General features: G+C 36.1%; 20 protein-coding genes. 6 read left to right on the forward strand and 14 right to left on the reverse strand.

Annotated elements, in window-relative coordinates:
- Window positions 1-150 precede the first annotated feature (150 nt).
- On the reverse strand, window positions 151-837 hold the full coding sequence (locus tag ACQ5J2_RS10045; protein WP_432670272.1) for a response regulator transcription factor: 687 nt from the start codon (window positions 835-837) through the stop codon (window positions 151-153).
- Between the two features lies 1 nt (window position 838).
- Window positions 839-2,209: a sensor histidine kinase gene (locus tag ACQ5J2_RS10050; protein WP_432670273.1), complete on the reverse strand. Its 1,371-nt coding sequence runs from the start codon at window positions 2,207-2,209 to the stop codon at window positions 839-841.
- A 125-nt stretch (window positions 2,210-2,334) separates the two neighbouring features.
- Here ACQ5J2_RS10050 and ACQ5J2_RS10055 point away from each other — a divergent pair, with 125 nt between their 5' ends.
- Complete coding sequence (locus ACQ5J2_RS10055) at window positions 2,335-3,330, forward strand: alpha/beta hydrolase family protein (protein WP_432670274.1); 996 nt, start codon at window positions 2,335-2,337, stop codon at window positions 3,328-3,330.
- A 4-nt stretch (window positions 3,331-3,334) separates the two neighbouring features.
- Window positions 3,335-5,410, forward strand: coding sequence for an outer membrane beta-barrel protein (locus tag ACQ5J2_RS10060; protein WP_432670275.1), 2,076 nt, complete (start codon window positions 3,335-3,337; stop codon window positions 5,408-5,410).
- 123 nt (window positions 5,411-5,533) lie between these two features.
- On the opposite strand, the gene ACQ5J2_RS10065 is transcribed toward ACQ5J2_RS10060, so the two are convergent.
- Together ACQ5J2_RS10065 and ACQ5J2_RS10070 are read right to left on the reverse strand one after the other, a co-directional pair.
- On the reverse strand, window positions 5,534-6,115 hold the full coding sequence (locus tag ACQ5J2_RS10065) for an RsmD family RNA methyltransferase (protein ID WP_432670276.1): 582 nt from the start codon (window positions 6,113-6,115) through the stop codon (window positions 5,534-5,536).
- Entirely contained in the window at window positions 6,112-6,924 is an 813-nt protein-coding gene (locus tag ACQ5J2_RS10070; protein ID WP_432670277.1) for a DUF3822 family protein, read from the reverse strand. The genes ACQ5J2_RS10065 and ACQ5J2_RS10070 overlap by 4 nt, the downstream gene beginning before the upstream one ends.
- 129 nt (window positions 6,925-7,053) lie before the next feature.
- Between ACQ5J2_RS10070 and ACQ5J2_RS10075 the strand changes: the two genes are divergently transcribed.
- Together ACQ5J2_RS10075 and ung are read left to right on the forward strand one after the other, a co-directional pair.
- Entirely contained in the window at window positions 7,054-8,481 is a 1,428-nt protein-coding gene (locus ACQ5J2_RS10075) for an ATP-dependent DNA helicase (protein WP_432670278.1), read from the forward strand.
- Between the two features lie 96 nt (window positions 8,482-8,577).
- On the forward strand, window positions 8,578-9,231 hold the full coding sequence (gene ung, locus ACQ5J2_RS10080; protein WP_432673297.1) for a uracil-DNA glycosylase: 654 nt from the start codon (window positions 8,578-8,580) through the stop codon (window positions 9,229-9,231).
- A 361-nt stretch (window positions 9,232-9,592) separates the two neighbouring features.
- Here ung and ACQ5J2_RS10085 read toward each other — a convergent pair whose 3' ends face one another.
- The 8 genes from ACQ5J2_RS10085 to ACQ5J2_RS10120 form a co-directional block, all read right to left on the reverse strand.
- Window positions 9,593-10,525 (reverse strand): transglutaminase, encoded by a 933-nt coding sequence (locus tag ACQ5J2_RS10085; protein ID WP_432670279.1) that lies wholly within the window; start codon window positions 10,523-10,525, stop codon window positions 9,593-9,595.
- A gap of 21 nt (window positions 10,526-10,546) precedes the next feature.
- Window positions 10,547-11,395, reverse strand: coding sequence for a substrate-binding domain-containing protein (locus ACQ5J2_RS10090; RefSeq protein WP_432670280.1), 849 nt, complete (start codon window positions 11,393-11,395; stop codon window positions 10,547-10,549).
- 45 nt (window positions 11,396-11,440) lie between these two features.
- A complete protein-coding gene (locus ACQ5J2_RS10095) occupies window positions 11,441-11,968 on the reverse strand; it encodes a GNAT family N-acetyltransferase (protein ID WP_432670281.1) in 528 nt (175 codons plus the stop codon).
- A gap of 49 nt (window positions 11,969-12,017) precedes the next feature.
- A complete protein-coding gene (locus ACQ5J2_RS10100; protein WP_432670282.1) occupies window positions 12,018-12,884 on the reverse strand; it encodes a nucleoside phosphorylase in 867 nt (288 codons plus the stop codon).
- A 137-nt stretch (window positions 12,885-13,021) separates the two neighbouring features.
- Window positions 13,022-13,354 carry a translation initiation factor gene (locus tag ACQ5J2_RS10105; RefSeq protein WP_432670283.1) on the reverse strand — a complete coding sequence of 111 codons (333 nt, stop codon included), beginning with the start codon at window positions 13,352-13,354 and terminating at the stop codon, window positions 13,022-13,024.
- 82 nt (window positions 13,355-13,436) lie between these two features.
- Window positions 13,437-13,826 (reverse strand): GxxExxY protein, encoded by a 390-nt coding sequence (locus ACQ5J2_RS10110; RefSeq protein WP_432670284.1) that lies wholly within the window; start codon window positions 13,824-13,826, stop codon window positions 13,437-13,439.
- A gap of 140 nt (window positions 13,827-13,966) precedes the next feature.
- Complete coding sequence (locus ACQ5J2_RS10115) at window positions 13,967-14,917, reverse strand: isopenicillin N synthase family dioxygenase (protein WP_432670285.1); 951 nt, start codon at window positions 14,915-14,917, stop codon at window positions 13,967-13,969.
- A 148-nt stretch (window positions 14,918-15,065) separates the two neighbouring features.
- The gene (locus ACQ5J2_RS10120) at window positions 15,066-16,307 is read right to left on the reverse strand and encodes a DUF2254 domain-containing protein (RefSeq protein WP_432670286.1); all 1,242 of its coding nucleotides are present in this window, start codon (window positions 16,305-16,307) and stop codon (window positions 15,066-15,068) included.
- A 262-nt stretch (window positions 16,308-16,569) separates the two neighbouring features.
- On the opposite strand from ACQ5J2_RS10120, the gene ACQ5J2_RS10125 reads away from it, so the two are divergent.
- Window positions 16,570-18,546: an alpha-ketoacid dehydrogenase subunit alpha/beta gene (locus ACQ5J2_RS10125; protein ID WP_432670287.1), complete on the forward strand. Its 1,977-nt coding sequence runs from the start codon at window positions 16,570-16,572 to the stop codon at window positions 18,544-18,546.
- Window positions 18,547-18,619: 73 nt separating this feature from the next.
- Here ACQ5J2_RS10125 and ACQ5J2_RS10130 read toward each other — a convergent pair whose 3' ends face one another.
- On the reverse strand, window positions 18,620-19,546 hold the full coding sequence (locus tag ACQ5J2_RS10130) for a DUF6252 family protein (protein ID WP_432670288.1): 927 nt from the start codon (window positions 19,544-19,546) through the stop codon (window positions 18,620-18,622).
- Between the two features lie 327 nt (window positions 19,547-19,873).
- Between ACQ5J2_RS10130 and ACQ5J2_RS10135 the strand changes: the two genes are divergently transcribed.
- Window positions 19,874-22,501, forward strand: a complete 2,628-nt coding sequence (locus tag ACQ5J2_RS10135) for a gliding motility-associated C-terminal domain-containing protein (RefSeq protein ID WP_432670289.1) — start codon at window positions 19,874-19,876, stop codon at window positions 22,499-22,501.
- Window positions 22,502-22,581: 80 nt separating this feature from the next.
- On the opposite strand, the gene cphA is transcribed toward ACQ5J2_RS10135, so the two are convergent.
- Window positions 22,582-25,206, reverse strand: coding sequence for a cyanophycin synthetase (cphA, locus tag ACQ5J2_RS10140; RefSeq protein ID WP_432670290.1), 2,625 nt, complete (start codon window positions 25,204-25,206; stop codon window positions 22,582-22,584).
- Window positions 25,207-25,351 lie beyond the last annotated feature (145 nt).

Genomic DNA, 25,351 nt, shown 5'->3' on the forward strand with positions numbered 1-25,351 from the left:
TAAGAGCTCCACTGCTATCCCTCACGCTGCATTCCTGACGTAGGTAGTTTGCGTTTTGTCATGCGTATTTATTTCAGTATCCATTCGTAATTTAGATAAACTTCTATAAACACAAGCTTTGCGTCTCTGCGACTTTGCGAGATAAAAAGTTCAAGAAACTTTAAACTCCAATCCCAAATTCCGCTTACTTTCAATCAAAATAGTAGAATCTTCTTTGAAATATTTTCTTAACCGACTAATAAAAACATCCATACTTCGACCAGAAAAGAAATCATCCGTATGCCAAACCGCTTGCAAAATCACTTCGCGTTTCAATAACTGATTTTTATGTTCAAACAAAAAGAGCAGGAGTAAAGCTTCTTTTTCGGTCAACTGTTGAAGTGAATTTGCACTTTTTAAAGTTAATCTTTGGGTGTGAAATAAGAAACTTCCGATTTGAATTTCTTCGTTTTGAGGTACTTTTAAAATTGTTTTTTCGCTGCGTTTTAAAATATTTTGAATCCGTAAAACCAATTCATCGGCTTCAAAGGGTTTCACAATATAATCGTCAGCACCTAATTTTAGTCCACGAATTTTATCTTCCTTTAATTTCTTTGCAGTCAAAAACAAGAAAGGAACTTCTGGATTAAACTGCACCATTTTCTCCGCAAGAGTAAATCCATCCATTTTTGGCATCATTACATCTAAAATGCAAAAGTGAAATACTTCATTTTGAAAAGTAGAAAAAGCTTCTTCACCATCGGAAGCCCAATGTACTTCAAAGTCAAAAAGCACTAAATATTGCTTCAATACTTGAGCAAAGTCAGCATCGTCTTCGGCTAATAGAATTTTCTTCATCTTAAACTGTGGGAATTGTCAAGTTAAAAGTGGCTCCTTTTCCCAAATCACTCACAATTTGAATACTGCCTTTGTGGGCTTTTAAAATTTGTTCTACATAATACAAACCAAGTCCCAAACCTTTGGTAGTGTGAATATTTCCTTGTTCAACTCGATAGAATTTATCAAACAATAAAGCTTGATTTTTCTTCGAAATTCCAATGCCGTCGTCCTGAATCGCGATGCAAAATTCGTTGTTTTTCAGAACACTGGAAACTGTAATGTTTTCACAACCATACTTTACCGCATTTTCCAAAACATTAGTAATGGCGGTGGTTAAGTGGAAGCGGTCGAGTTGTAAAGTGGCTTTTGTAGTTCCAAAATCGGTGCTAATGGCTACTTTCGGAAAAGCGATTTGAAAATCAGAAATAATTAGATTCAGAAAATCAGGCATCGTGGTTTTCTCTTTTTGCAAATCGATATCGTTGTGACCCAAAGCATTGGTCATGACTTGGTCAATCAAGTTTTGCAAACGATTGTTTTGTCGATTTATGGTGTCCAAAAGTCCATTGAGATGTTCTGGATTTGCTGCAATATGAGGGCGACTCAATAATTTAGTAGAAACTGCCAAAGTAGTCAATGGCGTTTTCAATTCGTGAGTAATATTATTGATAAAATCCGTTTTGATATCACTGATTTTTTTCTGCTGAATCAACGATTTCAACGCAATTACAAATAAAGTAACGAGCACTAAAATCGAACAAACAGCCAATAAAAATATGCCCGTCATTCGTTTCAAAACAATCCATTCCCAGTTTTTTATAGAAACATATAACGTGTCTTCGGTCAATAGTTGGTAGGTGGAATTGGCTATATTTGGGTTTAAAACGCCACTGCTAGTTCCTACATAATTGCGAACTAAGAATGCATTGTCTAGAGAAACTAAATCACCATATAATTTATTGGCAATTAAGGGTTTTTCGGCAAAAATAGTATCGCTTTCGGTGTTGTTGTACAAAACAAATTTGTCTAGAACAATGGCAAAATCCATTTCTAAATCGGGAATTTCTTTTTGAAACGCTTTTTGCAATTTCAAGGTCAATTCTTTTTTAAAACTGTTTTGTAAAATCGATTGCTTGATGCGTTCTTTTCGTTCAGGATTCAATAAATAATCCATAGCAACTTGCTTGTAATACAAATCTTTTTTGACAAATAAAGTCGAATCAATATCGCTATAATCGTTGGTGATTTTAGCAATTTTTTCTTTTACTTCCAGTCGAAACTGCTCTACTTTATATTCATAAGCGGTTTTGACTAAGAAATATTGCATCACAATCAGCCCGACTAATACAGCCGAAGAAATGATAATTAATAAGTTTATTTTTTGTCGCATAGGATTTATAAATACCCCTCAAAAATACATCTTTTCTTCTATAAATCACACATTAACCCTGCATTAACCTACGATTAACTTTCGCAACGACGAAATAGAAGCATATTTGTAAACAACTAAAAATCATGAATCACATAATCTATATCACTATGTTTTTACTCTCCAAAACCTTTGCTTTAGCTCAAAAAATACCTGAAGATTTCGGATACCGTCATATTAAAATGAAATATCTGGACGACCCAGTCGATATTATCGTGATTTCAAAACCTGGAGAAGAAAAGATAGCGAAGCCTATTTTTCTTTTTTGCCAAGGCAGTTTGCCTCAACCGGTCGTGAAGTACGACGAAACGGGATTGTATGGGACTTTGCCGTTTGACGAGACGCCATTCTTAGATGATTTCCACATCGTAATTATTGGCAAACCTTTTATTCCGATTATTTCAAATGTCAATAAACTGGGTAAAAACTATATGTTTTTAAAAGATAAAGAGAAGGAAATTCCGCCAAAAGGGTATATCGACAGAAATTATTTAGACTATTATGTTTTCAGAAATAATTCGATATTGAAACAATTATTTAAGGAACGATGGGTAAAAACCAACCAACTTTTAGTAGCAGGTCATTCAGAAGGTAGTACTGTGGCGGTAAAAATGGCGTCGTTGAACAAGAAAATCACGCAACTTATTTACTCCGGCGGAAATCCTTACGGTAGAATTACCTCTATTTTAGAGAAAAGGCGGTCGGATGAAAAAGGAACTATTCCACAAGGACAAAATGTAGTGGAGCATTGGAAAAAGGTAGTAGCGAATCCTTCACAAATTCAATACGATGGTGGCGACACTTTCAAAGCAACCTATAGTTTTTCGCTTCCGCAACGCGACAATTTGATGCACTTGAAAATCCCTGTTTTAATTACTTATGGCACCGAAGATTGGAGTGTGGCGTACAATGATTTGTTTCAAATTGAAGCTATTCAGCAACATAAAAGGAATATTACTTTTAATAGTTACGTAGGTTTGGAGCACAATTATTTTCCAAAAAACGATAAAGGTGAAATCATTGAAGAGGAATACAATTGGGATAAAGTGGCAAGCGATTGGTTGGAATGGTTGAAAAGTTAATAAGATGAATAAATATATAATAGTGACTTTAGCTTTTTTATTTTCAACTAGTGGATTTGCTCAAGTCTTTGAAAAAGACAGCATTTTTCAGATGGAAGAGGTACAAATTCAGGGAATTCAAAACGCTTTTAAATATAAAAATGGCAATATAAAAGTAGAAGTCTCCAATAGTATTTTGAGCTCGGTTGCTAATCCATTGGACTTGATTTCCAAGTTGCCAAAAGTGCAAATTAGCGGAGATAGAAGCTTAATTTCAATAGTTGGAAAAGGAAATCCGTTGCTTTATCTGGACAATCAAAAAATAGAGGTAAACGACTTATTAGCACTTTCGGTTTCGGATATAAAATCCATTGAAATCATCCATAATCCATCTGCAAAGTACGAAGCGGAAGGTAGAGCTGTTATTTTAATTACCCGAAAAACAAGTACTAATGAAGGTTTTCAGACCACCATTTCTGAAACGGCTTCTTTTAAAAAGAGCTTCAATAATTATTTGGGAATCAATTCTAATTTCAGTTTTAAAACTACTGAGATTAAGGCCAACTTCAATTACAACAAACTAAATCCTTGGGAAAGTAATGCCAATAGTTATGAAATTCCTGCTTTCGAGATTATTTCAGATTATAATGTGGCTGGATTTACCAATAGAAATAATTACGTGTATGGAATGGGAATTTACCATACTTTTGCCAATACCGATACTTTTTCACTCTCGCTCAATGGTCATTTAAAAGAAGACGATTTTGATTTTAAAACCAAGACTAATCATCAATTTTCTGAAATTGAAACAGAAGGAAGAACTAGGGGAAACCGCAATTTTGTGAATTCATTTCTAAATTACAATAAAAAAATCAAAGCCAATGCTACCCTTTTTTTAGGATTGCAATACAGCAGTTTTGTAAATGCACTAGGAATAAATTCGTCTAATAATTATAATCAAACGAGTTTCAGTCCTTTTCAATCAGTCAACCAATACTTCAAAGTGGAGGCATTATCTGAAAGAATTGATTTCGAAAAAAAGTTTGACAATTTGATGAACTTAGAAATTGGAGCGCTACATACCTATGCAAATGCAAATACAAATTTGCTGTTGAATAACTTCGAAACAAACAATAACAGTAATTCAACCTATAACTTGAAAGAGCAAAACACTTCTGGATACATGCAACTTTCAGGAATAATAAAAAAAGTGTCTTGGTCGTCGGGAATTAGAGTGGAAAACACGAATGTCAATGGGAAATACGGAGACGCAACTGTTGCAAAAATAAGTAAAAATTACACGTATTTTTTCCCAAAAGGACAAATTGATTTTGCTATTGATTCTACAAAAACGGTTACATTTAACTATGCCAAAACCATCACCCGTCCCGATTATTCCTCAACAAGTAATGGGCAAACGGCGATTAATCCGTATTTTGTTTTTTCCAGTAATATCAATTTGAATCCTGCAATTGGTGAGGAAGTTTCTGCTAATTTTCAATACAAAAACAAGTCCATAACAGTGGGATATTATACCAATAAAAATGTTATGAATTACGGTTTTCAGTACAGTGAGGGTGAAAATGTTTTGAATTACAGACCTGAGAATTTTGATTTGGAAACAGGTTACAACATTGAATTTTCGTATCCATTTAAATATAGATTTTGGACCTCAAATATTACCTTAAGTCTAAATTTAAGCAAATACGAAGACCAATCCTTCGCTTTTAGTGATGCGAAACCCTATTTGTATTACTATTCCAACCAAACTTTTACATTAAAAGAAGATTGGACGCTGAGTTTTGTCGCTTGGGGACTTACCAATCGTAGTGAAGGCATTTTTCAACGAAAAAATGTTTTTGTTTTAGACAGTGCTATTTCTAAAAAATACAAGAACTGGACCTGTACTTTGAGTTATAACAATATCTTTAAAGGCGGTGAATTTGAAGAAAAAATCCAGAGTAATTTGCTTAATTCCCAAGCCGTTTTTTTCCAAGATACCAACGAATTTGCAATTGCTTTGAGATATACCTATGGAAAAGCAAAACCATCTACTTTTAAAGAAAAACAGGTTGACGAAAACGTCAATCGAATACGATAAATCATCAATCAAAAAGTGTTACTGTGGGAAAAACTATTTTGTAGTTCATGCATTACGTTAATCGAAAAAGCCACTAATTCAGTGGCTTTCTTCAATATATTGATAAATCAAAAACTATAATTTCTATCCTTCCTCTTCCTCAAAACCATCCACTTCCTCCTCAGTTTGATTCAACTCAAAAAAGCTAAAGAACGAACCGCCATAACCTTTTTGAAAAGAAAAGTTATCCAAATGCGTCATTTTCGTGTATTTAGAATGTTCGATTATCATCATTCCGTCTTCTTGCAATAATTCACGTTCAAAAATCGTTTTCACAATTTTTTCAAACGTTTCTTGATCAAATGCATAAGGGGGATCGGCAAAAACAATATCATAGGAGTTATTGTTTTTTTTTAGAAATTTCATCACATCACTTTTAATGGCCGTAATGGTAAAATCAAATTCGTCTGCCGTTTGTTTGATGAATTTAATACAGCCAAAATCACCATCCACCGAAATTACGTTGTCGCAACCTCGGGAGGCAAACTCATAACTGATGTTTCCGGTTCCGGCAAAAAGATCTAGTACTTTAAGGCCGCTGAAGTTAAAATGGTTGTTCAACACATTAAATAATGCTTCTTTACTCATATCCGTCGTAGGACGAACGGGTAAATTTTTGGGTGGCGAAATGCGTCTTCCTTTGTGTTTTCCAGATATTATTCTCACGATTGAAAAAGTATAAAATGCTTTAGATTGTCGGCTTTTGTAAAATTATTACGGTGTTGTAATGCCGAAACGTCCAGTAATTGTACGTTTCGGATATATTTATAGGCAATTTCAAAAAATTCATCTTCTTCCGAAATAGCTCCTAAAAGGCTTAAATTAAAATACTCGGGATTGAGTTGCAGTTGTTCTGCGGTAAATAATAAGTAGTAAATAAAATCTTCTTTGGTCGAATAATCGAACGAATTGTACAACAACAATTGCTGGTTTTTCAACACTACAATTTCAAATTTTTCACCACTAAAATGCACAAATACTTGTGTTTCTTCCTTGTTTTTTGAAAATGCCAACAAACGTTCCAATAATATACTGCTGAAATGCTTGTAATCAAAACTTTCAAATTGATCCAACAAATAATTGTTCAAATTGACGTAAGGAACATAAACGTTGTTGATTTCTTGGTTTTGAATTACGTCAAAAGTATAGAAATCGGTCTCAAAAACTTTGGTATTGTACTGTAAATAACTTGCCAAATACTCCTCATCAAATAAAGGTTTGGGAACAAACGTATTTAGATTATTGTCGTGCACTACAACAATTTCATCATATATTTTGGTCAATTCCTTATGATCTAGAAAGGCTTTCCAATACAAATCTTCCACCTTATTGTTTCGCTGAAAAACGTTGAACGGAATGTCTTGAAAAGTCAATAGTTCATCATTCAAAGTGTCCACCACGCAAAAGCTGAAGCCATTCAAAGAGACTTGAAGCACGAGTTTGCGGTAGTTTTTTTCTGTTATATTCAGATTCACGAGAAGGAAGCGTTTTAAAGTCCGACAAACTTACAATTTTTTTAAAAGAGACTGATTTGAAAATAAACAAAATGTCGCTTTCATTGCTAAAAAAACTTTCCGTACTTTGCCTTTCTTGAATCCCAATCTATGACTTCCACCCAATTTTATTCCACGCTTAAGCGAAAATTCCCGTTTGCAACTACCGTCAAACAAGATTTGTTTTTCCAACAAATTGCCGTCTTTTTAACCAACGATAAAAAGGACGAAATCTTTGTATTGAAAGGGTATGCCGGAACGGGAAAAACAACCGTCATTTCTACGATTGTCAACAATTTAGTAGAACTAAAAAAGAAATATGTACTTCTCGCACCCACAGGTCGTGCTGCAAAAGTCATTGCCAATTACTCCGAAAAACCGGCTTTTACCATTCACAAAAAAATTTATTTTCCCAAGAAAAATAAGGGTGGAGGCGTGACTTTTACCATAATGCCCAACAAGCATAAAAACACGATTTTCATTGTCGATGAAGCCTCGATGATCTCCGATTCGGATTCTGAGAATAAAATGTATGCCAATGGTTCGCTGCTAGACGATTTAATCTTTTACATCTATTCAGGAACCGATTGCAAACTCTTACTTTTAGGTGATACCGCACAACTACCTCCGATAAATCGGGATGAATCTCCCGCATTGAACACCGATATTTTACGACTCAATTACGACATGGAAGTCGAGTCAATCGAGTTGGACGAAGTCATGCGACAAGAAGAAAATTCAGGGATTTTATACAATGCCACGGCACTTCGGGAATTACTGGAAGAACAGTTTTTTGAGGAATTCAAGTTTACACTTCGCGGCTTCAAAGACATAACGAGGTTAGTGGACGGCTACGACATTCAGGACGCTATTCAGTCGGCTTACAGCAATTACAGTATTGAAGACACGGCGTTTATCGTACGTTCCAATAAAAGAGCGAATGCTTACAACCAACAAATCCGAATGAAAATTCTGGACAAGGAAAGCGAACTTTCCACAGGTGATTTCTTGATGGTGGTGAAAAACAATTATTTCTGGCTCAAAGACAGCGACGAAGCTGGTTTCATTGCTAATGGCGACATCATCGAAGTGTTAGAAATTTTTGGTTTCATGGAATTGTACACCTTTAAATTTGCCAAAGTAAAAGTCCGCATGGTCGATTATCCCAACCAAATTCCGTTTGAAACCATTGTATTATTAGACACCACAACCTCCGAGACACCTTCCTTGAGTTACGAGGAATCCAACCGATTGTACCAAGAAGTGTTAGCCGATTATGAAAGTGAAGGAGCCCAATACAAGAAATTAGCAAAAGTAAAAGAAAATGAGTTTTTTAATGCCTTGCAAGTCAAGTTTTCGTATGCAATTACCTGTCACAAATCACAAGGTGGTCAGTGGAATACCGTATTTATCGAGCAACCCTATTTGCCTGACGGAATCACGCAGGATTATGTAAGATGGTTGTACACGGCAATGACTCGAGCGAAAGATAAGTTGTATTTGATTGGGTTTAAGGATGAATTTTTTGAGGAGAATTAATTATTTTAGCAAGTTAATTCTGTAAATTATCTAACTTTTAATTGTTCCACTTTTAAATTGAATACTTTGAAAAAATTGACACCTGAAATATTAAATATGAATCCTGTTTGGTTTGACAAATTGGAATCAGAATTTGAAAAACCGTATTTCGAAAAGCTATGGAGTGAAGTTGGCGATGCTTATGAAAAATCAACTTGTTTTCCTCCAAAACGAATGATTTTCGAAGCGTTTAATCAATGCGATTGGAAAAATTTGAAAGTCGTGATTATTGGGCAAGACCCGTATCATGGAATGGGTGAAGCACATGGTTTATCGTTTTCGGTGCCAGATGGGACGAAGATTCCGCCGTCTTTACGCAATATTTTCAAAGAATTAAATGAAGATTTAGGGACGGAATTACCAATTTTTGGAAGTCTAGAACGTTGGGCAAGTCAAGGCGTTTTGTTGTTGAATGCAGGTTTAACAGTCGAGAAAGACAAAGCAAACAGTCACAAAAATTTGGACTGGAATAGATTTACAGATGCGGTTATTGAATTGATTAACCACGAGAAAGAAGGTGTTGTTTTTATGTTGTGGGGGAATTTTGCGCAGAAAAAAGGAGGTAAGATTGACCCAGAAAAGCATCTGATTCTACAAAGTGGACATCCCTCTCCAATGAGTGCCAATCAAGGAAAATGGTTCGGAAACAAGCATTTTAGCTTGGCGAATAAGTATCTGCGGAAGCGGAAGGTCAAGGCAGTGAAGTGGTAATAATTATTTTTTATCCTAACAAATTACAAATTTAATTTCTCGCGCGAATAAGTGGAGCACGCTACCGTTTTATTTCGGAACGCCACTTTTTTAGCAGAGTTCTCTACCTTTTTAGCAGAGCTGTTTATTTATTTAGCAGAACGCTCTACCTTTTCGGTGGCGTTCTCTTCCGTTTCAGACGAGTGCTCTACTTTTTCGGCTGAGACTTTTTCCGTTTCAGCTTGGTCTTTTACTCTTACAGCTGAGTCTTCTACTTTTTAGGCTGAGTTTTATTTTAATCTGCTTTATACAAAATACGCGGTGCTATCCTGAGGTATAATTAAAGTAGTTATGAAAATCCCCAAGCGATTTACTTCAAAAATTAATTCAAAGTCAAAGCACCTAAAATTTCTTCCGACATAAAAGGCCCGCCAGGATATCTTGCTGTATAATCTAAGTTGAGCCATATTTGGCCACGTTCATCGATGTGGTAGTGAATTTCTTTTCCTTTGCTTTCGCGTTTAAAAAGAACTTCTTTGATGAGGTAGTTGATGGCTTCGAGGTCTTTTTTATTACCGATGAGCATTTCGGGGTAAATATGACCGCCGGTGTGGATGAGTCGGGGTGTGCCGCCAACTGCCCGAATGGATGCCGCCATAAAGATGGCGTGGTCGTCACAATCGCCTGAAAAGTGCATGACGGTTTCGCTTGCTGCAGCAATGTATTCGCGTCCTTTTGGGTCGTCAACGTAGTTCCATTTTTCTTTGATTTCTTTGAAAACGGCAAAGCATTGGATAATCATGCGGTATTCGTTATAGCCTTTAACATCTCTAAAGTTGTCAGCGGTTGCCATTACTGCAAAGTTTCGAACCTTTGGATTTTGGAAATCAATAGCATTTAGAATTTTGGTTTTATTGGGGAACGGAAGTAGTTTTGAGATGATTAAATCTTGCGGGTTGGCGTCGTCAAGCATCAGGTACATCATGGAACGGTAGTCCTCGAAAACTTCGGAAAAGCCGTAGTTTCCGATGGTGGTTCCGTACATCAAAACGAGGAGATAGATTCCTAAGGCGATGATGGTGATTGTTCTTAGTAGTCGTAGAATTAGTTGGATAATAGCCACAATGGAAATAAAAAGTAGGATCCTGTCAATTTGAAAAGGCCACTCTGGGTCGATGATGTTTTGGTGAATGATGATGAAAACGGGTATGGCAATCAGGATGTTGAGTAAGAAAATGACGATGTTGTTCCACGGCCTTTTGAGCTGGAATCTACTTCGAAGTGCTTTCAATTTGGTTCTTGTTTCCTGAATCATATATCAATTGCGAGGCAACTTTTAGCGAATTGCTAGTTGAGCAAAAGTACCTTTTTTATCGATAATGGCGAGTTCAAAGAGTTGATTTTGAACTTTGTTTAACATTTCTTCGTTAATTGGTTCTTGAGACCATTCAGTTCTTGAAATCCACTCTTGAATATCTTCCAGTTTTTGATGGAAGCGGGTGGATAATGTGGTGGTAATTTCAGGAATTTCTTTGAAAGTGGCAGTTTTAGTATTGATGATTTCGAGCACTTTTTGCACGATGTCGGGTTGGTTTTGAAGCAAATCGTCGGTAGCGACAATAATGAAACTAGGCCAAGGGGTAAGGCAATCGTCTAGGCGACGGAAAACTCCTTTATCAACAAGAGGTTTGGTCATGAAGCGTTCCCACATGAAATAATCGGCTTGCTCGTTAGCCAATGCTTCCACGGCTCCGTCAATAGTGTTGATGATTTCAAACTGAAGGTTTTCAGTGGGCCAATTTTGATTATGTGCATTTACATAAGCCATTAATTGCGAACCAGACCCTTTGCGGGAAATGGCGCATTTGGTGTCTTTTAAGTCTTCAAGCGTTTGGTATTTAGAGTCAGCTGCAACGTGGATTCCCCATATTAGTGGACTTTGTACGTATATTTGTACGATTTTCGATGGATTTCCAGCAAGGATGTCTTTAATGATTCCTTCGGTCAGGATGACAGCCAAATCGGTTTCGCCGTTGCGAAGCATATCGCATAATTTTCCAGTTCCTTCAGGAACGTTGGTCCATTGCAAGTCGATGCCTTGATTATTAAATTCGTTATTTTCGATGGCCAATTGCCAAGGAAGGTTGAAATGTTCGGGAACTCCGGCTATTTTTATTGTGTTCATTGTGTTGTTTTTTGCCACGAAGACGCTAGGTGACGAAGTATTATTTTAAGTTTTTTTTATTTGCCACCATTTCAAAGTTACACCTTGTTCGTCTGGATAATCTTCGATGAAATCAAATCCTACTTTTTGCAAAACATGGTTTGAGGCTCCATTTTGGGCGTGGGTGTAGGCGTTTACTTCTTGGAGATTCATTTGGTTGAAACCATAATCGAGCCACGCTTTTGAAGCTTCGCTGGCATAACCATTATTCCAAAACTTTTCATTGAGTCGGTAGCCGTAATCATAGAAATTGGTATTGCCGTTTTCAATGTGGTCGTTTACAAATTTAAGTCCTGTCCAACCAATTAACTCATTTGTTTCTTTAAGTATTGTGGAAAAACGCCCTATATTATTTGCTGTATATTGCGTTCTAACGAAATCAATATAAGCATGAACTTCTTCAATAGTTGTAACGGGTTTTTGCCAAAGGTATTTGTGAACCTTTGTATTATTGTCCATTTCAAATAACGCTTCGGCATCGTCATGAAGCATTTCGCGTAGGAGAAGACGATCGGTTTCTATGATTAAGTTCATGCTTTTGCTATTGGTTCTCACCACAATTCAGGCATATTGTTGTAAAGATTTATTGTGCCAATTTATCTAATGTATAAGCGATTAAAGCATCAACTGCTTTATAAGGGTCTTCGCTGAACGTTCCATTGGCACGATTGGCGATAATTGCGTTTAGAGACAAGGCTTCGTGGCCTAAAAGTTTTGAAAGGCCATAAATAGCGGAAGTTTCCATTTCTAAATTAGTAATCTGGGTGCCTTGAAAGTTAAAATTATCCATTTTGTGGTTTAATTCTGGGTCTTGAATCGCAAGACGAAGTACGCGACCTTGTGGGCCATAAAAACCAGGTGCTGTTGCGGTAAATCCTTTGAATATCTGGTCACTTTCGATTCGTTTTTCTAATTTTTCGCTGCAAGAAATTACATAAGGTCTTCCTTTTTTTAAATCCCAATTTGTTTGTTGAATAAAAGCATCTTCAATTTCAGGATGTGTAATTTCATCAATCAAGTAGGAGTGAAGCATGTTGTCTAATCCCAATCCGAACTTCGACATAACTATACTGTCCACCGGAATATTTTCTTGAAGCGAACCGGAAGTTCCTACGCGAATAATGTTTAACGAAACTAGTTTTTCTTTGGGTTGGCGGGTTTGAAAGTCAATGTTTACTAGTGCATCAAGTTCGTTCATGACGATATCGATGTTATCGGGTCCGATTCCTGTTGAAATAACTGAGATTCGTTTTCCCTTATACAATCCTGTTTGGGTTTTGAATTCTCTTTTTTGTGTAGAAAACTCAATCGAGTCGAAGAATTGTGTGATTTTTTCAACTCGGTTTTGGTCGCCTACAAAGATAATATCGTGCGCGATGTGTTCTGGTTTAACATTTAGATGGTAAACACTTCCGTCTGGATTTAATATAAGTTCTGAAGATTGTATCATTATTTTTTTTAATTTTTTGCCACGAAGTCACTAAGACACGGAGCTTATTATTTAGTATATATTTTAATTTGAAAAGTGAAGGTTATAAAGTTTTAAGTCGCTCAACTGAACACTAAAAACAAATTGCCGCATACTTTTTAGCCTCCTACACGTTTGGTTTTGAATCCTTTTTCTTGTAGGTATTGCATTATTTTATCACGATAATTGCCTTGAATAATGATTTCTCCGTCTTTGAAACTGCCGCCAACGGCCAATTTGTTTTTGATTTCTTTGGCAAGAATTTTAAAGTCTTCCTCTTCTCCTTCATAACCAGCAATAATTGTGGTTGGTTTCCCTTTCCGCTTTTCGAACTTGCAAATCATAGGTTCTTTTTGAATATACAATTCTTTGGGTTCGGTGGAGAATTCCTCTACTTCATTTGAAGGTTCGTGGTCGGGAAACAGGTTTTTTAATTGGTCTTGTAAGTCCATTTTATTCTTACTTTCTATTATTATATTTTTCACGCGGATACTGCTGATAACGCAGATTTACGTGGATTTTTTTACTTAAGTTTTACTTTCTAGCATTTTGAAATATGCGTCTTATAAATTCTGGTTTTTTTCCGAAGTTTAAAAGTAATCCAACTTCATAGTCAGTAGCTTTTAAATAATTAATTAACTGATTATTGTGGTCTTTCGTTAATATATCTTTTGCTTTTAATTCAAGAATAACGGTATTATTAACAATTAAATCTGCGTAATATTCTCCAACTACTATCTCTTTATAATATACTATTATTTTTCTTTGTGCTTTAACGTCATATCCTTGAAGTTTCAATTCATGATACATTGCATTTTGATAAACTCTTTCAAGAAATCCGTAGCCTAACTCGTTATAAACTTCGTAAAAAATTTTCAAAATTCCTGCTGTAAGGTTTTGATGCAATAATTCATTCTGTTCCATGGCATAATTAAATTTAATTGGCTTCAAAAATCCGCGAAAATCGGCGTCATCCGTTTTAATCCGCGTTCCCTACAGAATAATAATAGAAAAAGACATCAAGCAAAACTCAATGTCTTTCTTTACTACTATAAAAGTAAAACTTATTTTTTGATTAATCCCAAATCTACCAAACGTTCGTGCAAAAATTCTCCTGCTGAAATGTCTTCGTATAATTTTGGATTTTCGGCATCAATACAATTTTCTAAACAATCCAATCGCATATCGCTAACCGGATGCATAAAAAACGGGACCGAATATCTTGAAGTTCCCCACAATTCTCTAGGCGGATTTACCACTTGATGAATCGTAGATTTCAATTTATTATTAGTGTGACGAGAAAGCATATCGCCCACATTAATCACTAATTCGTCTGGTTCAGCAATGGCATCAATCCATTCCCCATCGCGATTTTGAACTTGCAAACCGCGACCTTGAGCACCCATCAAAAGAGTAATTAAGTTGATGTCGCCGTGAGCTGCCGCGCGAATTGCATTTTTAGGTTCTTCAGTTATTGGTGGATAGTGAATTGGTCGTAGAATAGAATTTCCTTCCTTACCATAATTGTCGAAATAGAATTCGTCCAAACCTAAATATAAAGCCAAAGCTCTCAAAACATAAATACCTGTTTTTTCCAGCATTTGATACGCTTCTTTTCCTACTTTATTGAAATTAGGAAGCTCTTTAACTTCAACATTATCAGGATATTCATTAGCCCATTTGGAATCTTTGTCTACATATTGACCAAAATGCCAAAACTCTTTCAAATCTCCTTCTTTTCGACCTTTAGCATGCTCTTTTCCAAAAGAAACATAACCTCGTTGTCCTCCAATTCCGGGGATTTCGTAGGAATATTTGGTTTCTACTGGTAATGCAAAGAAATTTTTGATTTCTCCATATAATTCAGTTACCAATTGGTCCTCTAAAAAGTGACCTTTTAAAGCGACGAAGCCAATGTCTTCAAAAGCCCGTCCGATTTCATTTACAAATTTTTGTTTACGTTCCGGGTTGTCCGAAAGGAAATCACGCAAGTCAACACTAGGAATATTTTGCATACTCTTTAAAAATAAATGTTAATAACTTTGCTTAGGCTTAAAGCCTTATTGTCACAAATATATTAAAATATTTGGAAAGAGAATTTTAAAAGTTGTTAACAATCGAATTCTGCTCAATTAATTTTTAAAATTATAAGGAGTTATTTATTTAAATTTCAGTTTTAGCGTTTTTAAAATTTTCAATTTTAGTACTGAAACGTTCAAAGGTAGTAGTATGTAATTTTTTGGTATCTGCTTTTTGCAATTGATTAATTAGAAACAACATTTCCTTTTGAATGTACAAGTCTTCTTTTCCATAGTTCCAAATAGGACTGAAACAATGTTCAAAATTGTCCTCAAATGAGGATACAGGAATATATATTCTGGGCATTTTGTTTTTATCAAATAGTATATTTGGTAAATTTTTATCTAACCTGTAGCATAAAAGACTTGTGATTGATTGTAATGCAATTATTGCTGTTCCAGGGTCATTAATACCAGGGCTCAAGGCTTTAATCGCTATTTCCGCTAACTGATTCAAACCATAATCGGCATTTGTAGCAATCGGTTGTCCGTTAAAAAAATCCATACTTTCGGTGACTTTAGTAGTGCAATCTTTCAGTACAGTTTCCGCTGAATATAGTTTCATAAAAACCATTCCTTCCACTAAAAAAGTGCCTCTCGGATGTAAAAATGAGATGAATAAATTTTTCTCTAAAGCTAATTTCATCAATTTCTCAGTATTAAAACCTTGAAAATAATCGGATTGGTTGGTCTTAATTTCTACAAAAGGTAAATTTTCCCAGGGCTTATTTTGAGGCTCGATTTCTGTATACTCTTTTTTCAATGTGACAAAAGTTTGCTGCATTACCCGTTCAATGACCGTTTCAAACTTGACGGTTTGGGTTACGTAATCTAAGAAATATATGAAAAGAAAAATATCGATAACAGTCATTATAATAAGTAGGTAAATACTTAAAGCAGGGACGTAAACTCCGCTTGAAATGTCTCTAATTGTACTCAACAGAAACAAGGCATACACAATTGTACCGATGTAAAATCCCAAAACGACTTGTTGAAAGCGGTTTTCAATCATACTAGTTAATACGCGATTACTCATTTGCGAAGCGGCTTGATTTAATACAATCATTACCATCGAAAAGCTAAAAACTGTTAATGAAATTACGGCTCCGGCAACAGTTGCAATAATCGAACGAGCCGTCGTAGCATCTTTTAACCGCAACCAATTTAATTCGGATTTTAAATTCTGTCCCCAGTTTGAGAAATCAATTTCCAGCATTACCCAAGCTAAAATTAAAAAGCCAAAAGCCATTAATGCAGGGTAAAAAGCGATACTAGAAATAACTTTGTTGTAGTATAGCCTGAGCCATTGTGATATGCTATTTTTCATTTTCTGATAATTTGTACTTGGATTAAAATCATTAGATTTATTGCTAAAATATAGACAAAATAACTTTTTTGCTAAATTTTGACTAAGAATCTACATTGTTAGAAAATATTAAATTTATTCAATGTTTGAAAAAACAGCTCATTATTTTAAAAATTAGTATACAATTTTAAGATGTAAAATTATATCACAGAAACTATTTATACTGTTATTTTTTGCTATTTTTGGGCTGGCAAAAAACCAATACACAACTAGTACACTAATTATGATTTTCGACAAAAAAGACCTTAAAAACGAACAGTTAATTGATTTATACAAACGCATTTTAAAACCGAGATTAATCGAGGAAAAAATGCTGATTTTAATCCGTCAAGGAAAAGTATCTAAATGGTTTTCAGGAATTGGACAAGAAGCCATTGCTTGTGGAGTTACCGCTGTTTTAGATAACGACGAATACATCTTACCGATGCACCGAAATTTAGGTGTTTTTACAGGAAGGAATATTCCGCTTTACCGCTTGTTTTCGCAATGGCAAGGAAAAGCAGAGGGCTTCACTAAAGGCCGCGACCGCTCGTTTCACTTTGGAACACAAGAATATAAAATTATTGGAATGATTTCGCATCTTGGTCCTCAATTAGGAGTGGCAGACGGAATTGCCTTAGCAAACAAATTAAAGAAAAACGGAAAAATAACGGCTGTTTTTACGGGAGAAGGTGCAACAAGTGAAGGTGATTTTCACGAAGCGTTAAATATTGCTTCTGTGTGGGATTTGCCGGTAATGTTTGTCATCGAGAACAACGGTTACGGACTTTCAACACCAACAAACGAGCAATACCGTTGCGAAAATCTTGCCGATAAAGGAGTTGGTTACGGAATGGAATCGCATATTATAGATGGTAATAATATTTTGGAAGTTTTTAATAAATTATCGGAATTAAAAGCGTCGATGATTGAAACGCCAAGACCTGTTTTATTGGAATTCAAAACCTTTAGAATGCGTGGTCATGAAGAGGCGAGTGGTACGAAATACGTACCGCAAGAATTGATGGATATGTGGGCTGCAAAAGACCCAGTTGAGAATTTCAGAACATTCTTAAAAGACGAAAAAGTACTTTCAGATAAAATAGATGAAGAAATTCGTGCAGAAATTAAGTTGGAAATTGACCAAAATTGGGCTATGGTGCAAACCGAAGCTGATATTGAAGCAAGTTTTGACGGTGAAATGAACGACGTTTATAAAGCGTATGATTTTGAAGAATTCAAACCTTCGGAAGATTTGGAAAACATTCGTTTTATTGATGCGATTTCCAACAGTATGCGGGAATCTATGGAACGTCACGAAAATCTGGTGATAATGGGTCAAGACATTGCCGAATACGGTGGTGCTTTTAAAATCACGGATGGTTTTGTGGCTCAATTTGGCAAAGAAAGAGTAAAGAATACTCCTATTTGCGAAAGCGCTGTTGTTTCTGCTGGAATGGGACTTTCAATCAACGGTTGCAAAGCAATTGTAGAAATGCAGTTTGCTGATTTCGTATCGACAGGTTTCAATCCAATTGTAAATTTATTAGCAAAATCACATTACCGCTGGTTAGAAAACGCGGACGTTGTGGTAAGAATGCCTTGTGGTGGTGGAACTCAAGCAGGACCATTTCATTCACAAACCAATGAAGCTTGGTTTACGAAAACTCCAGGTTTAAAAGTAGTTTACCCCGCTTTTCCAATTGATGCCAAAGGTTTGCTGAATACCGCCATTAACGACCCAAATCCGGTGATGTTTTTTGAACACAAACAATTGTACCGAAGTATTCACCAAGATGTACCAAAGAATTATTACACGATTCCTTTCGGAAAAGCAGCTTTGCTAAAAGAAGGAAACGATGTGACAATTATTGCTTTTGGAGCAGCCGTTCATTGGGCTTTGGATACTTTGAAAAATAATCCGGATATTAGTGCTGATTTATTGGACTTAAGAACATTACAGCCATTAGATACCGAAGCTATTTTTGCTTCTGTTAAGAAAACAGGTAAGGCAATCATTTTGCAAGAAGACACGATGTTTGGCGGAATTGCCAGTGACATTTCAGCAATGATAATGGAACATTGTTTTGAATATCTTGACGGTCCTGTGAAAAGGGTTGCGAGTTTAGATTCGCCTATTCCGTTTACGAAAGCATTGGAAGACCAGTTTTTAAGTAAAGGACGATTTGAGGAAACTTTGAAAGAATTATTAGCTTACTAAAATATCATTTTTAAATAAAAAAGGGAAACAATACATAATATACCGTTTCCCTTTTTTTATGGTTTAGAATTTTTTAGTCCAAATGTGTAACTTCTAATTCACCTTGTGAGACATTTACTGTTGCAGCACCAAGTGTTGCCGTGAAAGTAAAAGTAGCTTTTACCGTATTTCCTACATGAGAAACAATCGTGATGCTTCCGTTTGAAACCGTATAATCTCCCTCATCATTTGGATTTGCGTAGGCAGCTTTAAAATCCCCATTTGTAGTAATAGCATAAGTTCCTGGCGTAACGTTTTTTGGAAAAGTTACTGCATAAATGCCAAAATCATTGTCAATGCTAAGCGAATATCCATTTACATTTACTGAATTATCGATAGAGCTTTCGATGATTAATATTTTTGAATTTTCAGAATTAGCATCCGACATGGTAAAAACACCACCGTTATTTTTTGACAAACTCATGTATCCGTTACTGTATACTCCTGTTGTACCAAACTTTACATTTTGGAAAACACCGTTAGTAATTTGTTTACTATCTCCAGAATCCATCATGTCATAGACGGTTCCTGAAAAAGTACCACTAATTGTATTTTGAGTCAAATTCACGTTGGAAATTGTAATAGAAAAAGTTCCTTGAGGAGCTGCTCCAGAAGAATAGAAACTGAAGGCAGTTAAATTAGAGTAACTCAACATTCCACTACTTTCGCTATCAAAAGTATAGGTTCCTTCAACAAGGCTGTCGATAGGCAGTTGTAATGTTATTGTTGATTGGTCTGCTTTAATAGCAATAACTTGAAGTACATTTTTAGTAATTCCTTCATCCTCTAAACTTGTAACTGTAGCGGTAACACCGTTTTGGATAGAACTCCAAGACTGACCGTCAATGTTTGCAGAGATGGATGCATTTGCTGTTGAATTTCCATCACTGTCACTTGAACATGATAAAAAAGTTGCAAAGAAGAATAAGGCTAATACGCCAAAAGAAAATTTTGTTTTCATATTTTATTTTAATTAGTAGGTGCGAAAATAGTAATTTGTCGCTAATATTCTTACAAAAGTTTGTAAATGTGTTTTAAAAAAAAGAACTTATTTACTAGGATATTATTTCAAACGACTGTTTTTTATTCGTTTGAAATAGAATGAATTGTTGTAAAATCAATGGTTACATTAAAAATATTTAAAGCGATTTTGAGTAATAAATTTCATGTAAGTTTCATTTTTTTACTTCATTTAGGGATAAATAAGGAATGATAATGTTTTTGTAGCAAAAGAATGACTGCATCTAACCTAAATTTTTTAACTTGCGAGGCTTTTAAAATAAAAAAAATGAAATTAAAATTAAACGGAATTATTTTTCTAACGGTATTAGTATCACTCTTGTTTACTGCTCAGAAATCAGTTGCACAATGCTTTCAAATTGAAAGTATTTTGGTAGATGCATGTGGGCCAACGGAAGGTCTTAACGAAATGGTACGATTTAAAGTGGGAAGTGCTGCTATAAACACGAGTAATTTAAGTGTTGTGTGGGCAACTACTGCAAATAACTGGTCAGGAGTAATTAAGAATAGTACTACTGCTGCAAGAGTTGCTGCACTAAATGCAGACATTCTTGCTGCTGGAGGTTGTGGTCAACTGGTCGAACCAACAGCGGGTGTACTTCCTGCAAACGCAACAGTAATATTAGTTACGAGTTACAACTTAGATACAACTTTAAACTCTTTTGGAGCCTTAACAGAAAACATCTATATCATATTTCATAATAATCCAGATAATATTTCAGGTAACTTTGCTAACTTCGGTAGTGGTATTCGTACGTTAGTAATGAATTTTGGTTCTTGTAGTGATACCGTATCTTATGACCGTAGTTTACTTGTGGATCAAAGTGGAACGATTGGTTCTGAAGATGGCGCAACAGTAGAATATACTCCCGCAGGAGTTGCAACTTACGTCAACTATGGTTGTTCTGCTCCAGTACCTCCTTTTACAGTAAATGCAGGTTTACCTGCAATGTCTGCTTGTGCAGGAACCACTATTTCTTTAACAGGAACAGCTATCGGACAACAATCCGTAAGTTGGAGTGCACCAAGTGGAACTTTCTCTGCAAGTTCTAATTTAGGTACCAACTTCACTATTCCAAATAATGCAAGTGGTCAAACGATAACGCTTACATTAACAGCTACAAATACGTGTGGAACCATAATCACGGATACAATCATTCTAACTGTTACAGCAAGTACGGTTCCAACTTTTAGTTTGCCTTCTGCACTTTGTACCGGAGCTACAGCGCCAGCCTTACCATTAACTTCTACAAATGGTGTCACTGGAGCATGGAATCCTGTTGCAATCAGTAACACAGCAACTGGAACCTATATATTTACACCAAATACAGGTCAATGTGCTTCTTCTTTTACATTAAATGTAACAGTTAGTACTTCCATTCTTCCAACATTTGCAGTCCCTACTACACTTTGTATAGGAGCTACAGCACCTACTTTACCTACAACAGCTACAAACGGAATCGTAGGAACTTGGAACCCTTCTACAATCAATAACACTGCAAATGGAACTTATGTATTTACACCAAATGCAGGACAATGTGCTACTACATTTACATTGATTGTTACGGTTACGAATTCAATTACGCCAACATTTTCAATTCCAACCACACTTTGTTCTGGAACTGCAGCTCCATTATTACCAATTGCTTCTACTAACGGAATTGTAGGAACTTGGAATCCATCAGTAATTAACAGCACTGTAAATGGAACTTATATATTTACACCAAATGCAGGACAATGTGCAGCTCCTCTTACATTAATTGTAACGGTAACGAATTTGGCTACACCGACATTTTCAATAGCAAACACACTTTGTTCAGGAAGTACAGCTCCATTATTACCAATTGCTTCTACTAACGGAATCTTAGGAACTTGGAATCCATCAGTAATTAACAACACTGCAAATGGAACTTATGTATTTACACCAAATGCAGGACAATGTGCAGCTCCTCTTACATTAATTGTAACGGTAACGAATTCAATTACTCCAACATTTTCTATTTCAAATTCATTTTGTACAGGAAGTATTGCACCCGTTTTACCAACTACTTCTATTAATGGAATTGTTGGAGTTTGGAATCCTGCAACAATCAATAATACGACAAGTGGAGCGTATGTTTTTACACCAACTGCCGGACAATGTGCTTCTTTATTTACATTAAATGTTACGGTTACGAATTCAATTACTCCAGCTTTTTCAATTGCAAATACACTTTGTTCAGGAAGTGCAGCTCCAACTTTGCCAGCAACTTCTAGTAATGGAATTGCAGGAACATGGAATCCCGCAGCGATAAATAATACCGCAAATGGAACGTACATTTTTACTCCTAATTCAGGTCAATGTGCAACTTCATTCACACTTGATGTTACCGTAACTTCATTTGAAATTCAAAGCGCTCAAAATTGCGAAAACGGAGCGTATATCGTGACCGTTTCACCATTAAATAATTCGTTTAATCCTGATACTGTTACCTATTTATGGAAAAATAGTTTAGGAAATGTTGTAGGTATGAATGAAAATATATTGAATGTTACGCAATTAATGAACTCCAGTACGATTGTTTTTCCAGCAACATTTGAAGTAACTGTTTCTGATAGTAATGGATGTTCCTCTAAACTAAATGTAACCGTAAATGGTGCCTTTTGTAAAATACCTAAAGGAATTTCACCAAATAACGATGGTGATAACGACTCTTTTGACTTAACAGGATTAGGCGTGGATGAAATTTTCATCTACAACCGCTACGGTACAGAAGTCTTTCACAAAAGAAATTACACTGATGAGTGGAACGGAACATCTGATAAAGGACATGAATTACCAGCTGCAACGTATTTCTATGTGCTTCGCAAAAATAATAATGAAACACTTTCAGGTTGGGTGTACGTTATCCGATAAACGAAAGCATACCTAAATAAAAAACTCCAAATACAATTAGTGTATTTGGAGTTTTTTTATGATGGAAAAAGAACGGCTATTTATATCACCCCTTCTTCATTCTCTTTATCTAAATAATGTTGCACAATATCAATGGCATTAGTAACTACATCGCTTAGTGCGGTAATAAATGTACCTTCTTCGGCACTATTAATGGCATGTCTAATCGCTTCAACTTCCTTAGGGATGATTTCATAAGTAACGGATTCTCCGCTTAAAGCGATTCCTTCCAAAATTAAATCAATCAACTCTTGTTCAGTTCTGCCTCGCAAGTGCTTTTCTTGTCGGATGATGATGTGGTCAAACATTCGGCCCGCAATTTTTGCACATTCCTGAATATCTTCGTCCCGTCGGTCACCTACACCGGCAATGATTCCAATTTTTTTATGGGCTTCTACCGAACTTAAGTAATCTTCAATCCCTAAATAACCCGATGGATTGTGTGCAAAGTCTATTAAGACCTTAAATTTCTTGAATTCAAAGATATTCATCCTTCCTGGTGTCTGTGCAACTCCCGGAATAAACGTTTGCAACGACAGACTAATGTCTTCAGTCTTGAATCCCCACAAATAACTCGCTAGTGTTGCCGCAAGAGCATTTGCAATCATGAATTTTGCTTTTCCTCCCAAGGTTAAAGGCACGTGAGAAACACGTTCAACACGTATTTTCCACTCTCCTTTTTTAACGGTTAAGAATCCATTCTCGTAAACCGCTACTATTTTTCCTTCTTTTGATAATTTTTTTATGAAGGGTTGGTCTTCATCCATACTAAAATACGCAACATTGCATTTTAATTTAGAACCAATTTCAATGCATTCAGGGTCATCTCCATTCAATACCGCCCAACCGTCTTTTTTCACACTTTCAGCTACCGTACTTTTCACACGAGCCAAATCTTTCAAATTATGAATGTCACTTAAGCCCAAATGGTCTTCTTGTATATTCGTAATAACAGCAATATCACACCTACTAAAGCCCATACCTGAACGTAAAATTCCTCCTCGTGCCGTTTCAAGTACCGCAAATTCCACTGTAGGGTCCTTTAATATGTATTCAGCGGAAAGTGGTCCCGTTGTATCGCCTTTTTCCATCAAATGATTCTGGATGTAAATCCCATCACTGGTTGTGAAGCCCACTTTAAACCCATTGTTTTTAACAATATGAGCCAGAAGTCGGGTAGTGGTGGTCTTTCCATTCGTTCCTGTTACCGCTATAATCGGTATTCTGCTTGGTTTTCCCGGAGGATACAACATGTCTATCACTGGAGCAGCAACGTTTCTCGGTAATCCTTCTGATGGAGCGAGATGCATCCTGAATCCCGGAGCTGCATTTACTTCTAAGATACAACCACCATTTTCTTTCAGCGGTTGTGTCAAGTTTTCGGCCATAATATCTACCCCGCAAATGTCCAAACCAATAACTCTCGAAATGCGTTCGGCAAGGAATATGTTTTCAGGGTGCATCATGTCCGTCACATCCACGGATGTGCCACCGGTACTCAAGTTTGCGGTCGATTTCAAATAAATGATTTCTCCATTTTTAGGCATTGTTTCCAATGTCATTTCTGCTTTTTTCAATAAATCAAGCGTATCGCGGTCCACATCAATTTGTGTCAACACATTTTCATGTCCATAACCTCTTCTTGGGTCCAGATTGGTCACATCAATTAACTCTTGTATCGTTGATTTTCCGTTTCCAATCACATGAGCGGGAACACGTTTTGCCGCAGCAACCAGTTTATTGTCGATAACCAACACTCTAAAGTCAAATCCGGTAATAAAACGTTCTACAATTACACGTTTACTGTATTTTTGGGCATATACAAGGCCTTCAGCTGCATCTTCCCAATTGGTAATATTAATGGATGCTCCTTTACCATGATTTCCGTCCAATGGTTTCAGCACTATGGGATACCCAATCTTATCAATGGTCTCTTTTAAATCTTCTTCATCCACACAAATACTTCCACTTGCAACGGGAATTGACGCTTGGTCCAGCATACGCTTTGTTTCCTCCTTATTACAAGCAATGTCTACAGCAATACTACTCGTTTTGCACGTTATAGTGGCCTGAAAGCGCATTTGATTGATGCCGTATCCCAATTGAACTAAGGAGTTCGTCCCTAATCGAATCCATGGTATATCTCGAGCCACCGCTTCTTCTACAATACTTCCGGTACTTGGTCCTAAGCGAACACGTTCCCTGATTTCACGCATCTCTTGAATGTCGGCTTCAAGGTCGTATTCGGTTCCAGCCGCAAGTGCTTCGGCAATTCTAACGGCTGATTCGGCTGCGAATACACCTACATTTTCTTCAGTGTAACTAAACACTACATTATATACACCCGGCGTTTTTGTTTCTCTTGTGCGTCCAAAACCGGTTTCCATTCCGGCCAATGTTTGTATTTCTAAAGCAATATGCTCAATCACGTGACCCATCCAGGTCCCGCGTCGCACTCTTGAGAAAAAACCTCCTGCCTCTCCTTCACTACAACGGTGCTCATACATCGTGGGAAACATCGCTTCAATACGTTCAGCAAAACCATCAATTTTGTCTGTGGGTAACTCTTCCATCTCTTCTAAGTCCAAACGCATCTGGATTAGTTTTTTACGTGAGATACTCCAAAGATTGGGGCCTCGTAATGCTTGAATTTTTAAAATTTTCATCGAATTTGCAGTTATTTTTGGTTGTTGAACGGTTTCTTTTTTCAATTATTTTCTAAGAGAAAATATTTTTTCAGAAAATTAGTTAATTAAAATAAATTATGACCTTATTTTTCCATTTTTTTTAAACGAAAGTTAGTTTTTATTC

Origin of the sequence: Flavobacterium sp. SM2513 (assembly GCF_050908145.1) — a bacterium.
Lineage (GTDB): Bacteria > Bacteroidota > Bacteroidia > Flavobacteriales > Flavobacteriaceae > Flavobacterium.